The organism is Gracilimonas halophila, assembly GCF_042684365.1.
GTDB lineage: Bacteria > Bacteroidota > Rhodothermia > Balneolales > Balneolaceae > Gracilimonas > Gracilimonas halophila.
This window is the reverse complement of the sequence record NZ_JBHULI010000025.1, coordinates 68,539-82,909: the sequence shown is the minus strand read 5'-3', so window position 1 is coordinate 82,909 and position 14,371 is coordinate 68,539. Positions and strand designations below refer to the sequence as shown.

The window sequence follows — 14,371 nt, the reverse complement described above, 5'->3', positions numbered from 1 at the left end:
ATATAAGGGAAGTCAATCCCGTTGAAAATTTAGTCACTCATTTCACCCCTGCAAAAAAATAATATTACCCTTAAATCCCGGTTCATTTTCTTTTTTGAGCCGGGGTTTTAATTTCACAGCAAATTAAAGCTTCCCACATAGTAATTCGGGTCAAGTGCCAGTGTGTACTTTTCAGACTCTTCCATATTCGTGCTGTTCATGGTTGTTGTTGGCTCAATGCGCCGATCAACCCCATTTATCGTTACATCGACAGGCATATTAAAACCTTCCACCGCATTGGCCCATCGGTAAAAAAGCCGGCCTTCCCGAAAAGCATACTCAAGTGTTGGAATTCGTGTATCACGCAGATATTGATCGAAAAAGGAAGTCAGATCTCTTCCTGATTTCTCACTGATGTATTCTTCAACCTCACGAGAAGTAACCGTCTGATGATAGAATTCCCGGTTCAACCCTCGTAGTATTTCCCGCCACAGTTCATCATCGGCCACAACCTGGCGAAGGGTGTGCAACAAGTTCCCTCCTTTATTATACATATCATTTGAGCCACGCTGATTGACTCCATAAGTGCCGATCAAAGGGCGATCATTTTGAATGCCCAACCGCAACCCCTGCACATATTCATTTGCAGCTGTTTCCCCATTATGGTAATCCAGATACAAGCTTTCAGAATAATTAGTAAACCCTTCATGCACCCACATATCGGCCACATCAGCGTAGGTGATATTGTTGGCAAACCACTCATGTCCCGTTTCATGGATGATGATAAAATCGAAAGTCAATCCCCAGCCAGAACCACTCAGGTCACGCCCCAAATATCCATTTTGATACCCATTGCCATAGGTAACCGAACTTTGATGTTCCATACCCAGATAAGGAGCTTCCACCAGCTTATATCCATCTTCATAAAAAGGATAAGGGCCGAACCAATATTCAAAGGCATCCATCATCGGCTTTACCTGTTTGAATTGCTCTCTGGCCTTTTCTTCATTTTCGCGTAACACATAATAGTCCAAGTCGAGTGTGCCTTTTTCGCCATCATATGTATCCCCGAAATGCACATAATCTCCAATGTTAATATTCACTCCATAATTATTGATCGGATTGGAGACAAACCAATGCCAGGTTTTAGTCCCGTCGCCCGGCTCATTTACTTCTCTTAACCGCCCGTTGGAAACATCCATGAGTGTATCCGGTGTAGTGATACTGATGAGCATGCTGTCCGGTTCATCGTATGGGTGGTCTTTATTCGGCCACCAAATACTAGCCCCGATTCCCTGATTTGAAGTGGCAACAAATGGTTTTCCATTGCTATCCTGAGTCCAGGTAAAACCTCCATCCCATGGCGGACGTGCAGCAACCACTGGTTTACCTGAATAATGAACCGTTATCTCATTTATATCTCCGCGTTTCTGCACTTCTTCAATCTCTATGAAAAAGGCACTCCCTTCTCTCGTAAAATTTAAAGCTTTGCCATTTTGGGTGATCCGGGAAATATTCAATGGCTCCTGCAGGTCTATCTGCATGGTTTGGTGAGAATTGAGGACTTTGTATTGAATGAGATTACTTCCTGAGATTCTCCTTTCTGAAATTTCAACTGCAACCGAAAGGTGATAGTACGTCAGATCCCACCAGGCACGCTCAGCAGTTATGCTTCCACGGAGAGTATCCTGCTTTGAGAATTGTTGCTGCGCATATATAGAGGTTATTCCTCCAAAAGCTACCGTTAATAAAGTAATTAGGGTTATTCTGAACGTTTTTAATATCATATGCTTTGGTGTGGAGGAATATGGAGTACATTTAATTCTTATCTCATTTTTTGAGAAAAGCTTTGTTACACTGTTAAGTATCTGTTTTTAATAATTTAGGCTATCATTCAATTTCAAAAAGTCTTTTAATCTATTATATTGATATATCGAATTTTAAAGTTAAGACTATAAAATAAAACACCTACTGCATGTGAAATAATTATGCTTCAGTTTTTTGTGGTGTTCTGCTCCCTGGCTGATTGGGAGAGTTTCTTAAAAAAGAATCATAGTAATTAATTTAACTTTTCGGATCTAATAATGAAAAACCTACTATTTTTTGTTGCTTCATTTTTAATGCTCCTGTCAACTTACACCTTTGAGGCTATTGCGCAGGATGATGAGTCCTCACTTTCGGTTGGTGGTGCAGTACGCTATAACGTAATCCTGACTGACTATGAAGACGGTTCAATAGATAACAATGATGCCCAGTTTACCTGGGATACCTGGAGAATAAACGTCAACGCTGAAAATAATGGCGTAAAGTTAAACTTTGAATATCGTTTCTATCCGACTTTTAATACTCATTTTGTAAAACAAGGTTGGATAGGTTATTACTTTAATGAAAAGGATAACATTCAAATTGGTGTTACTCAGGTGCCGTTCGGTAATCTGCAATATAATTCTCACAATTGGTGGTTTCAGGGGCCATATTATGTAGGGCTTGAGGACGATCACGACATGGGAATCAAATACACTCATACAGCTGATAACTGGGATGTAATGGCAGCATACTTCTTCCAACCTGAACCTGCAGGACCGGCAGCAGGATCAGCATCATTTGGTTTTGGGGGATCGGGAAGATATTCATATGACATCGTGCCTGACGGAAATCAAACAAACTACGAACGTAACCAACTGAATCTGCGGGGAACCCGAACATTTGAAATTGATAACGGAAATGTAAATGTAGGAGCCAGCGGTCAGGTTGGGCAGATATGGAATCAAGTTTTGGATGAAACCACTTCCAGATATGCTTTAGCGATCCATACTGATATCAATTATGGTAACTGGAACTTCAAAGGTCAATTCACCAACTATGGTATGGATGCGCAGGATGATAATGGACAAAGCGTCGATTTTGTGAATATGGGTGCCTACGCATCTCCCTATCCGGTTGCAACGGAAATGAACATGTATTCGGCAGGACTCAGCTATAGCTACGATGTGGAATGGGGACCTATCACAAACCTGAATTTCTACAACGACTATACCTATTTCCAAAAAAACATCGATGGCTTTAATGATGCCCACCAGCATGTGCTTGGGTTTTTACTTTCAGCAGGAGACGTTTACACTTACTTTGACATAGCTCGCGGGAATAACCATCCCTGGTTAACTGAAAACTTTGGACAGGGACTTGGGCAAGGCCTGAACGATGCTCGCTGGAATACCCGCTTTAACATTAATATTGGGTATTATTTCTAGCGAATAGCATAGATAACTAAAGGTTTTATAGGGAAGTGCGTTAACTCGTGCTTTCCTCTTTTTTAAGATACTTATCAAAACTGAAATCGTACTTGTAATCCAAAAGAACTCCTCTTGTTACCCTGTACTTCTCCAAGTCCGCTTCCAAGTGATTGGGTATCTTCAAAAATGGTAATGCCGTACTTGAACCAAATATCTGCAAATTTTGTGGCATCGTATTTTAAAGCTATATAGGCACGCTGGCCTTGGTCATATAGTACAGTATTGGAAAGCACATAAAGCAAGTCACTTTCAAATTGATAAACCCTTGTGGTAAAGCTGTCGGTATCAAACAAGCTGATTCGTCCGTCTATACGCAACTTTGGGGTTGGTTGTACCCTAAGATCCTGGTAGATCAAAAACCCATCTTCTCTCTCACCCCCTGCCTCTTGATTTTGCACAAATTCTACCCTTGATCTTAACCGTACTGTCGGGCTAACATAATATTCAAAGTTAGCACGGATACTTGACCTTTTTTCCTGTCCGACTCTTAACTCTTCTTTTCCAATTTCGTTCACTACCACATACTCTTCATCCTGAATCTCATTGCGAAGTAACAAATAAACATTTAACCGTGAATTGAAAAACACTTCCGCCATACCAAGCATATCAAAACCACCGGTAGCTTGTGTAGTGCCGAAGGTTGGGGAGGCAAACCGGTATTGATCGAAATAGCCACTGAGTGTTATTTTTTGATTAAGATCATGTCGAAGGCCAATATAAAATCCTTCCTCATTTTGAGGTGCTGAAGAACGCTCACCGAATCCGCTGGCAAAAAAGGACTGAAAATCCCGCTGGTAATTACGATATGAAAGTGCCAGCTCCGTATCCTCACCAACAGGTGCTTCCAATCCGGCTATTGCTCCTAATCCTCCATTCTCACTTCTGGCAACTTCGCCAAATACAAAAGCATTCCTGATCAAACCCCGATAGTCAATTCCTAAAACGGAATGGTCAGACCCTTCAAAATCAAACCTATTACTGATCGAAGTTCCCTGGGCAATGTAACTGCTGAATGAATTATAATATCCGGTGGCACCTATCAGGCCAAAACGGGTATCAACTCGTACACGCCCCCCATAGGTTTTTTGGTTAATATTATCTTTCCGTTCAAGTTCATTCTCTGTACGATGAAACCCTGCGGAACTTGGGAACCTTGTAGTATCTCCTTCAATGATAGAAGCCGTTCTGGCACGATCAGAATAAAACGCCGTTAGCTCTATTTTCTCTCCGTATGAAGCTGCTACTCCTTGAAAGTAATCTGTTTCCTGGGCGGATGAATACGGCTTTATACCACGCTCATTCTTGCTGATAGTACCGGTAACTTCACGCCCTTTCCCAAACGCTCCACCCGACCACAACACTAATCCCTGACCGAAGCTAACGCTATAGTCCCCGATCACTAAGTCATTCAATTTTCCATTATCGATCAAAGCAATGTGGCCGGAATTGTAATCAAAATCATTTATCCCGTTCAGGGTTTCACCGGGATCTTTTTCCTGAGTTAGGTTTACAGAAAGATGGTTTGTGGTCATCCTTAACCGCTGATAGTATTTTACCGGGCTACCAAGGTACCCTCCCAATGAATCCGGACGCCTGTATCCTTCTCTCTGCTCAATATCCTGCTGATACCGGGAAAAGATGTCAAATTTACGCCCGGAAAGCCAATATTCGGGGCGCGTGAACATATCCCTGAATTGAGCTCCGGTTCCTCCTACAGTTACGTATGGCTGCATTCGACGATACGTTGCCGGACCAATACCACTAACTTCCAGCAACTCCTCCCGGGTCTCAAATGGTTTTCCACCTCGATAATCTATAATAGCACGGGCTATTTTTAGGTTTATGCCCGGTACCTGAAGAAGATCATCAAGTCCAGCTCGGTTAATGTTGATGGGATTTGAGGAAAGGTCTTCCAAGAATTGCGTGAGCTGCTCACCGGTCAATCCTGATTCTTCCGGATCTAATTCCTCAAAAGCACGTTCAAGCTGTTCTTCAACCGTAGTAGTATCCTGCTGCTGTGCCCAACTTGTGATCGGCATCAAAGCCATCAATAGGAACGCCAAAAAAAATGATATGCGGACAAATCGTTGAACCATTAAAAGTAGATCATGAAATCAAAACCCGGACTAAATCCAAGAAGTTCATGTTTTTGAACTGCAAAATTGATATCCCACCTATCAATGCCATAGCCAAACCCCATTGAATAACTCAGAGGTTCGGTAGTGACCCCCACTCTACCTTTTAAGTTTTCGATCACGCTTATTTCAAGCCCTCCCCGATATGAAACCGGGAACCGTACGTCTTTCACCATGTCGAAAGCAAATACGGCAAGTTCGTTCAGGGCATAGGAGAGACCAATTGAAATATCACGTGATAAATATTCATTCATGCTTTGGTATTTATACTCAGGGCGATTAACATTCGTTGATCGGGCACCGACCCAAAGATCTTCCGTAATTTCAGCTGCTATACCCACATCCAATCCTAAAGCACCGCCTGAACCGTAACCACCCCCAAAAGATATGTGATTATAGTTTGCAGCCAAGCCAAAGTGAAGCATTCGCCATTCGTTTTTATATCCAAGCCGGATTCGGGTTTCACTGAAAAGATCATATCCATACCGATGAAATCCCAAAGCAGCAATCCCAAATTTTGTGGGCAAACTTCCTATTGCAGACATGTCTGTGATCTCAGAAAAACCGTAGTTCCGCAGCCCATAAAATCCTACAGCTATATCATTACTGTTTAGTAAAGCCGGGTTTGAAAAAAGTGACCAGTCGTAACCCGGAAGCGCAGTAGTAGCCTGCCCCATACCTAATCCCTTTGCTCCCATTATCTGCTGTGCATGAGAAGGCAAACTCATCACCCCAAAAATAAGTATCAAAGAAATTTTAAAAAGAAGCCGTTGTATTCGTATCATTGTTAGTCACTATAATCATCGATATGGAAAATCCCAGAACTTCGGTTAAAGTACTAAAGCCCTTTATTTTTTGCGGGATATTTTTTGTCCTTTTTATATCCGCTGCAAATGCTCAGGAATTTAATTGTACCGTAAACCTAAATACTGAGCAACTTGAAGGTTCTTCTTTTAACTACATTGAAAACCTGAAGCCTGCACTCGAAAGCTATATAAATGAATATAACTGGACTGAAGAAGTTTTTGATGAGGAAGAACGAATAAACTGTCAGATTGAGATCGGATTTACCAGTGGAAGCTCTGATTTCACTTTCTCAGCTGAAGTGGTTTTTCAGGTTCAGCGCCCAGTCTATAACACAACAGCAAAAACAACGACTGTTTTATTGAGTGACAACGCCTGGCAATTCAATTACCCGGAAGGCAAGTCCCTGATTCATGATGAATTGCAATTTGATGCCTTGACGGGGTTCATTGATTTCTACAGTTATGTTATGCTGGGATACGATTTTGACACTTTCGCTGAATTCGGAGGTTCCGATTATTTTGGAAGGGCTCAGAATATTCTGAATCTGGCACAAACAACTTCTGCCGTTGGTTGGTCTCGGAATACAAATAATAGAAGAAACCGGAATATGCTTATCAGCGATATGGTGTCTTCGGGATACCGCCCTTTGAGGCTTGCCTATTATCAATATCACCGGCTTGGGCTCGACCGGTTTGTAGATGACCCAACCGAGGCGCGACGGGAGATCCTTAATGCACTGAAAGAAATACAAACAGCCAAACGCCGCTCAACCAGCAACTACTTGTTCGATATTTTCTTTGATGCCAAGTCCCGTGAAATCGCCGCTGTTTTTGATAACGCTGAGACCGGTATTCGGCTTGAAGCTTATGAGGTACTGAGACAAACCGATCAGGGACATTTATCCGATTACGAAAATCTACAAAATTGAAAGGCCATGAAAACTAAAACTCAAAAGATCCTCATCTCTCTATTGTTGGCAATGGTTGTCATCGATTTGGTGTATATTTATGTTAATACAAGTTCTTTCAATGCCCTTTATGCCGGCTCAACCCTAATTTTATTTGGTATAGCCTGGGACGCCCTAAGCAAATTGCAGTCCCGTAATTCTGACAATTCATAAAATATTCAAATAGATATGATATGATGCATAGATAATGGGCATTATTTAAATCAACCAAACATCTTTAGAACTAAAATATTTATCTGCTGGTTTTGTATATTAGGCGCCCTAAAAAGCGGTTCCATAATTGAAATTTTGAAGTCGAAAAATCTTAGCGAATGAAATTCTACGTATGTATAAAAATGGTGCCTGATGTGAACGCACCTCTTCAGATCAAAGACGGTAAATTAATTCAAGATGCCGATCGCCAGATCCTCAACGCCTATGATGCTTCTGCTGTTGAAGAAGCCCTCGTTTTAAAAGAGAAACATGGCGGTGAAGTGGAAGTAGTCAGTATTGGGACATCAAAAGCATCTGAGACCATCCGAAAAGCGTTGGCCATGGGAGCTGATAAAGCTACACACATTGTAACTGAAGGAAGTGCAAATTTTGATTCCGGCTCCTATGCCCGAATCCTTGCCAAGTTTTTTGAGGATAAAGAATACGATGTGCTTTCACTTGGGAAGCAATCTCAGGATACTGATGCAGGATTGACCGGAAGTATGGTCGCTGAAATGCTGAACCTTCCTTATGCAACTAACGCAGTTGGACTTGAAGCCGAGGCAGGCAAACTCATCGTAAAACGTCAGGGTGATACCGGGCAGGAGATGATCGAACTTCCTACGCCTTGTGCCGTTACCTGTTCCAATGATATGAACGAGCCACGTATTCCAAATTTAAAAGGAATTATGGCTTCCAAGCGTAAACCAATGGAGCAAATTGAGCTTTCATCTCTAGGTTTAAGTGAAGATGAACTGACTGCCAGCACTACCGTTCTCGGCTATGAAGAAAAACCCGAACGTGAAGCCGGTAAGAAATTTGAAGGCGAAGCTGATGAGATCGCCCGTGAAGTAGCACAACTGCTGGATACGGAAGCAAACGTAATATAGAAATGTTAAATGCTTGAATTTTAAATGTTAAATGGCCAAATCCCATTTAACATTTAGCAGTTAACATTTAAAATTATTTTCAGGAAAAATTTTTAAATAAGACGAATAAACGAATGAGCACAATTTTAACACATATCGCCATTGCAGACGGCAAAATAAAACGATCATCCTTAGAAGTGCTTTCTCATTGCAAGCAACTGGCAGACCAAGGCGGGCATTCCGTTGAAGCTGTTGTTGTGGATGCCAATGCTTCTTCATTTGTGGAAGGCATTCAGAAATATGGTGCCTCCAAAGTGTATGTGGTGGAAGATCCTATTTTCAAAAATCACATGAATACTCCTTTGTTAAAGGCTTTGGCAAAAGTGATGGAAGCCTCAAATCCTTCTGTTTTTGCATTCGCTTCTACGGAAGGAACAAAAGATATTTTGGGTGCGCTTGCAGCCAACCAACATGCTGCCGTACTTCCGGATGTCTCTTCTTTTGAATTAATGGACGGTGGCGTTAAAGCCAAGCGTCCGGTTATGGCAGCCAAGATCATTTCCAATACTGAAGCCAAAGGCGACACCGTGCTTGTTTCTGTTCGCTCCGGTTCTTACGATCTGGCTGAAAATGAAACTTCAGCTGAAGTGGTAAATATCGATTTCAGTTTGGATGACGGTGAGCTGAAGGCAACCCTTAAAGAAATTATCTCCGCATCAGGTGACACCATTGACCTGAACGAAGCGGAATCTATTATAGCAGCAGGTCGTGGTGTAAAAGACGAAGAAGGCCAAAAGCTGATCTCTGAACTGGCTGAAGTTTTAAGCGCCGGAATCGGAGCTTCCCGTGCATTGACAGAAGCCGGTGTTTACGATCCAAGTTTACAGATCGGTCAGACAGGGAAAGTGGTTTCTCCGCAACTTTATATTGCAGTCGGAATTTCAGGTGCTATTCAACACGTAGCCGGAATGGCAAATTCCAAAGTGATTGTAGCCATCAACAAAGACCCCGATGCCCCAATCTTCGAAATTGCTGACTACGGAATTGTTGGAGACTTGTATAAAGTGCTCCCCCCATTCATTGAAGAATTGAAAAAAATCAAGAATTAGTATTGAGCTATGAGTTTTGAGTGGTGAGTTTAAGTGTACCACTCAAAACTCACGACTCATAACTCAAAATTATCCCTATGGACGAAAAGTTTGATTGTATAGTAATTGGTGGCGGAGTTGCAGGTTTGGCTGCAGCTATGACTCTGGCACGGAACAACATGAAATTTCTTCTCATCGAGAGAGGCGAATTTGCCGGTTCCAAGAATGTTTCCGGTGGTGTTTTATGGGGAAGTGATCTTGCCAAACTCGTCCCAAATTATTGGGAAGAAGAAGACGGTGGCTGGGAGCGGTTCATCAATCATCGCCGGCTTACCCTTATGGATGAGCAATCTGCTTTTACCCTCGACTTTAAATCTTCGCATTTCAATGAAACTCCATATAACGGAGTTGTTGTTTTGCGATCGAAATTTGACAACTGGCTTTCCGGGAAAGTGCAGGAAGCTATTGATGCTTCTGATTATGCCATGGATTCCTTCATCGCTACGAATATCAAGGTAGATGAAGTACTGATGGAAAACGATAAAGCCGTTGGGATCAAAACCGGTGAAGACGAATTCCATGCCGATTCAGTGATCATAGCAGAGGGTGTCAATAATCTGCTTACCCGTCAGGTTGGGCTTCAGGATAAATACGTACCTGCCGACCACATGCTTACGGGTATCAAAGAAATTATCCGGTTTGATCAGGAAGTGCTGGAGCAGAAATTTCAGCTCAACGGACTCAGCGGAATGAGTAACGAATTTGTTGGATGGGCAACAGATGGCATAGAAGGCGGTGGGTTCCTATATACCAACCGTGATACTATTTCTCTTGGATTAGTGCTTGGGATCAAAGATATGCGCGAGAAGAAAAAAAGTCCGCATGATGTTTTGAACCACTTTAAAACCCATCCTGCCATTGCCGATATCATTAAAGATGGTGAAGTAGTGGAGTATTCTGCCCACGTGGTTTCCTCTGGTGATAAGCGAGCTATGCCTAAAGAATTATACAAAGATGGGATTCTGCTGGCCGGAGAATCTGCCAACTTATTGATGAACGCCGGGAAAGCTATTCAGGGAATGGATTACGCCATGCGCTCCGGAATTCTGGCTGCTGAAACCATCGTAAAAGCCAAAGAAAAAGGCGACTTCAGCTCGGCTACCTTGAAAGAGTATCGCAAGGTGATGGATGAAAGTTATGTAATGAAGGACATCAACGGATTTCAGGACGCAGTACATCTCCTTCACACCGAAACCATGCAGCAAAAAGTACCGAATTTGATCTGCGATTTCGGCCGACAGTTCTTCTCCATCAAGAATGAACCAACACCGAAGTCTAAAGACATGCTGAAAGGAGCCGTTAAGCGACATGCCTCTTTCTGGGAATTGGCTAAACTTGGCTTTAAGGCTGGGAAGTCACTATAAGTGAAAAGGAAAAAGTGAAAAGTTTTAAATCATATTTGATAGCATGGCGAATACTTCGTTTGCCAGACTCTCAACCTTCTTTGTTTTATTGTTATTTAGATAATTTAGATTAATTGAAATTTCGAGTTGAGTATCGAGTTCTACCAGTGAAGATCTGGAAATTCGATAAAATCGTTTTCGATCTTTATCAGATTTCCTTGATGCACCTTCTGAAAGATTCGAAGGAATTGAAACAGCGGCTCGTCTCATTTGACTTGATAAGCCAAAAGTTTCAGTTTTTGGGAAGCTTTCAGTTAACCGATAGATCTCGCTAACTAACTCAATACTTTTTTTATAAACGTTTAAATCTTTGTGATTAAGCTTAATCATGGTACCCCCTTGTTTTATTAATCACATTAAATACCAAAAATTTTGTAACCTGAAAAGTGAAAGGGCAAAAATCTTTTCACCTTTGCCCTTTCACTTTTCACAATTAGAACCGTCATGAAAAACCTCAAATTAACCGAACGCCTCGGACTTGTAAGCTACCGGAACCAATCAAAATCAGAGATCAAGCCACATATTGTGGTGGATACGGATATTTGCAATTCAACTTGTCCTCATAAGTGTACTACCTGGGTATGTCCTGCTAATTGCTATACCATGGATGAGAACGATCAAGTGCATTTTCAGGTAGAAGACTGCATTGAGTGTGGAACGTGCATGTATGCCTGTGATCAGGGGGCCGTGGACTGGAATTTCCCCGATCCTGAGATCGGCCGGGGCGTAACCTGGAATTTTGGCTAGAAAATTCTTCTCTTCAAAAATATCATAGACATAAAAAAGCCAGCAGAGTTTATTTCTACTGGCTTTGATGTTTTATAATTAATCAATAGAGATTAATGAAATAATGATGCCATTACTGATCATAACTACTTAGATCAACTGTTTCCACATCGTACTTAATGCCTTCTCCTTCTTTAGGAATTGCATTGAGTATAAACTCACGTACGTCATCATTAGAGTCAATTAGCATATCTTTTCTTATATAGATCATGTGTCCACTCTGGTATTCTTTGTAATCTATACGATCTTGTAATTGACCGGATGGATCCATTTGCCATAATGAGTACTTCGCGCCGAAAGGATCGCAAGCACCATCATAATAACCCTGTTGATTTAGTACTCTTAGTGAAGGATTCTGTTGCATCGCCCTTCTAAGCATAATTGCAGTATTTCCGTTCTCATCATTCCAGGGACGTACATTACCTGAAATATTATATTCAAGATCTGTAGCAAAACCCAGGTCCTCACGCAAATATTCATTAATTGCAGGAGTAAAGGAATGCTTCCATGAATCATATTCAGGGCTATATCCTGGACGTGTTCCTGAGTTATCAGTATCCATGCCAATGTAGCGGGAATCTAGCCGACCAGTAGTATAGCCTTCATCTCTTAATAGCTCTTTCCAAAATGCAGAAGCTGGGATACTTAGATTATGCTCTAAAACAAACTCTTCTGAGACACCCGCATAACGAGCTATTTGCTTAGCAATTTGTTGCCTCTTTTGATCAGTAAGTGTACCACCTATTGCAATTGCTGGTAAATAGGTTTCCATCATAAATTTTTCAACTTCAGGCAATATATCTTCCAGTCTTCTATTTTGAAGATCTGGAGCTAACTGTTTGAAATACCAAGCTGTAGCAGTGTAATGTGTAAGTTTATTAATATTGGTAATAGGAGTTTGAACACCTGTAACTGTCCCTGGTTGACCAAAACCGCACTGAGAGTGCATGATAACTCCATTCACAAAAATATTATGTCCTCCTTGTAATCTTCCGGCTAAACCAGCAACGCGGGTAGTTCCATAGCTCTCACCAATCAAGAACTTTGGAGACTTCCAACGGTCATGTCGGGAAATAAAATTTCCAATCCAATCAGACAGGTAAGTCAGATCTTCTTGAACTCCAAAAAATTGCTCTCGTTCACCGTCATTCAATATTCTTGAAAACCCGGTATTAACAGGGTTCACATATACAATGTCAGTGGCATCAATAACAGAATAATTGTTGTCTTCAACACCATAAGGTTGTACAGGAAAGCCTTCATCAGTAAGTTTCAGACGTTTTGGGCTGGTAAAACCTAAATGCATCCAAACAGAAGCAGCTCCGGGGCCGCCATTAAAAGAAATCAAGAGAGGACGATCTTCAGTGTCTTCAACATCTGTCCTGCGGTAATAGGTATAAAACAATGCGGCATCCGGTTTGCCGTCTTCCCCGTAAACAGGTTGTGTACCAACGGTTACCTCGTAAGGAATGTCTTTACCTTTTATATTTACACTACGAGTTTTTGAGATAGATGTATCTGCGGGTAGTTCCCGATTTAATCCGATAGCTAATTCCTGGCCAGATCTATTTTGTGCAAAAGTGTTTGTGGCCAAACTAAAAAACAAACCAAAGCATAGCGCCATGGATAGTTTAAAAGTGTATTTATTGATAGTTAATTTGCGAATCATAATTGAAGTGATAAGTTATTTGATTGATACAGAGAAAGGTACATTTTGTAACTGATGAACAAAATAATGCTAACTTAGAACCAGTATTTCAAAGCTGAGTAAACTTATTTAAAACAATTTACAACCAGTATTAAGATACACCCTATACCAATTTGTATATACTGGCTATCTAATTGAATTTATAACAATACTATACAGTTACTTACAAGTAGAGTTTCCAGTAAAAAACACTTTTATCAAAACTTTGATAAGATTTACCTCTTTACTCAAATAGTAACCAAATGCATAGTTAAGTACTTTTTATTCGATAACTGAAAAAGACTCAATAATTGGATTATTGCCGCAGGAAATACGGGTGCTGAAACTCATCGTGGAGTAACCTGAAATTTAGAAAATTATGCACTCCAAAGTTGAAATGTAAATCTGGTAAGGGTTGTATGATCAGCAAACCGTAACAGCATCGTACTTAAAATCCTAATTCTTGCAGTACCCCATCTTTTGTTGCAAGTGGATATTCTTTCATCAAAGCAGTAGCTACGATCAGTCGGTCAGCCGGATCATCAGGAAAATCCTGGGGTAACTTTTCCTGAGCAAGTATTACTTCTTTATCTATCGAAATCACCGTGCATACTCCATTTTGAGTTGCCAGCGAGATCCAGGTATTGAAACTTGGTTCCAGCTGAATCAATCCTTTTCTCTGCAACATCTCAGCCTCCCAAATAGAAGCAGCCGAAATAGCAATCTCTTTTCTGGAAGCATGCTCATCAAGTGTTTTACGCTCCTCTTCAGAAAGAGGTCCTTCCCCTAGTAACCACCAAAGCCAAACATGAGTATCAAGTAAGATCATAACAGTCCTTAATATTTTGAACCTTCAAAACCAGAATCACCGGGGTTAAGCCCGGAAGCTGAGCCTCTCCCCTTTAAATCTTTCCAGGGTGTTTCGTTCTTCTCCTCAAGATCACCAAGTCATTTTTGAGTCCACGTATGATCAGCTCTTTAAGACTGATCTCCTCTTCCACAGCTTTGATCTTTGCCTTCTTCATTAAATCGTCGGGGATATCTACTGATGTTCTCATAAGCTAAAACTATACATATTCATGCTTATATGTAAACGTATAACATT

General features: G+C 41.2%; 14 protein-coding genes. 7 read left to right on the top strand and 7 right to left on the bottom strand.

Annotated features, from left to right (window positions below):
- Positions 1-113: 113 nt before the first annotated feature.
- Positions 114-1,766 (bottom strand): M1 family metallopeptidase, encoded by a 1,653-nt coding sequence (locus ACFSVN_RS11210; RefSeq protein ID WP_390302585.1) that lies wholly within the window; start codon positions 1,764-1,766, stop codon positions 114-116.
- 297 nt (positions 1,767-2,063) lie between these two features.
- Between ACFSVN_RS11210 and ACFSVN_RS11205 the strand changes: the two genes are divergently transcribed.
- Positions 2,064-3,230: a hypothetical protein gene (locus ACFSVN_RS11205; protein ID WP_390302582.1), complete on the top strand. Its 1,167-nt coding sequence runs from the start codon at positions 2,064-2,066 to the stop codon at positions 3,228-3,230.
- 74 nt (positions 3,231-3,304) lie between these two features.
- On the opposite strand, the gene ACFSVN_RS11200 is transcribed toward ACFSVN_RS11205, so the two are convergent.
- Positions 3,305-5,368: a helix-hairpin-helix domain-containing protein gene (locus ACFSVN_RS11200; protein WP_390302579.1), complete on the bottom strand. Its 2,064-nt coding sequence runs from the start codon at positions 5,366-5,368 to the stop codon at positions 3,305-3,307.
- Positions 5,368-6,192: a hypothetical protein gene (locus tag ACFSVN_RS11195; protein WP_390302576.1), complete on the bottom strand. Its 825-nt coding sequence runs from the start codon at positions 6,190-6,192 to the stop codon at positions 5,368-5,370. The genes ACFSVN_RS11200 and ACFSVN_RS11195 overlap by 1 nt, the downstream gene beginning before the upstream one ends.
- Before the next feature lie 23 nt (positions 6,193-6,215).
- On the opposite strand from ACFSVN_RS11195, the gene porD reads away from it, so the two are divergent.
- The 5 genes from porD to ACFSVN_RS11170 all read left to right on the top strand — a co-directional run bounded on the left by porD (position 6,216) and on the right by ACFSVN_RS11170 (position 10,754).
- The gene (gene porD, locus ACFSVN_RS11190; protein WP_390302573.1) at positions 6,216-7,142 is read left to right on the top strand and encodes a type IX secretion system protein PorD; all 927 of its coding nucleotides are present in this window, start codon (positions 6,216-6,218) and stop codon (positions 7,140-7,142) included.
- A gap of 6 nt (positions 7,143-7,148) precedes the next feature.
- Entirely contained in the window at positions 7,149-7,334 is a 186-nt protein-coding gene (locus ACFSVN_RS11185) for a hypothetical protein (protein WP_390302570.1), read from the top strand.
- Between the two features lie 158 nt (positions 7,335-7,492).
- Positions 7,493-8,263 (top strand): electron transfer flavoprotein subunit beta/FixA family protein, encoded by a 771-nt coding sequence (locus ACFSVN_RS11180; RefSeq protein WP_390302567.1) that lies wholly within the window; start codon positions 7,493-7,495, stop codon positions 8,261-8,263.
- Positions 8,264-8,376: 113 nt separating this feature from the next.
- On the top strand, positions 8,377-9,351 hold the full coding sequence (locus tag ACFSVN_RS11175) for an electron transfer flavoprotein subunit alpha/FixB family protein (RefSeq protein WP_390302564.1): 975 nt from the start codon (positions 8,377-8,379) through the stop codon (positions 9,349-9,351).
- A gap of 77 nt (positions 9,352-9,428) precedes the next feature.
- The gene (locus ACFSVN_RS11170) at positions 9,429-10,754 is read left to right on the top strand and encodes an FAD-dependent oxidoreductase (protein ID WP_390302561.1); all 1,326 of its coding nucleotides are present in this window, start codon (positions 9,429-9,431) and stop codon (positions 10,752-10,754) included.
- A 24-nt stretch (positions 10,755-10,778) separates the two neighbouring features.
- On the opposite strand, the gene ACFSVN_RS11165 is transcribed toward ACFSVN_RS11170, so the two are convergent.
- Positions 10,779-11,123: a four helix bundle protein gene (locus ACFSVN_RS11165; RefSeq protein ID WP_390302558.1), complete on the bottom strand. Its 345-nt coding sequence runs from the start codon at positions 11,121-11,123 to the stop codon at positions 10,779-10,781.
- A gap of 114 nt (positions 11,124-11,237) precedes the next feature.
- On the opposite strand from ACFSVN_RS11165, the gene ACFSVN_RS11160 reads away from it, so the two are divergent.
- Positions 11,238-11,540: a ferredoxin family protein gene (locus ACFSVN_RS11160; protein ID WP_390302555.1), complete on the top strand. Its 303-nt coding sequence runs from the start codon at positions 11,238-11,240 to the stop codon at positions 11,538-11,540.
- A 112-nt stretch (positions 11,541-11,652) separates the two neighbouring features.
- On the opposite strand, the gene ACFSVN_RS11155 is transcribed toward ACFSVN_RS11160, so the two are convergent.
- The 3 genes from ACFSVN_RS11155 to ACFSVN_RS11145 all read right to left on the bottom strand — a co-directional run bounded on the left by ACFSVN_RS11155 (position 11,653) and on the right by ACFSVN_RS11145 (position 14,324).
- Positions 11,653-13,248, bottom strand: coding sequence for a S10 family peptidase (locus ACFSVN_RS11155; protein ID WP_390302553.1), 1,596 nt, complete (start codon positions 13,246-13,248; stop codon positions 11,653-11,655).
- A gap of 466 nt (positions 13,249-13,714) precedes the next feature.
- Positions 13,715-14,095: a type II toxin-antitoxin system VapC family toxin gene (locus tag ACFSVN_RS11150; RefSeq protein WP_390302550.1), complete on the bottom strand. Its 381-nt coding sequence runs from the start codon at positions 14,093-14,095 to the stop codon at positions 13,715-13,717.
- A 73-nt stretch (positions 14,096-14,168) separates the two neighbouring features.
- Positions 14,169-14,324, bottom strand: a complete 156-nt coding sequence (locus ACFSVN_RS11145; protein ID WP_390302547.1) for a hypothetical protein — start codon at positions 14,322-14,324, stop codon at positions 14,169-14,171.
- Positions 14,325-14,371 lie beyond the last annotated feature (47 nt).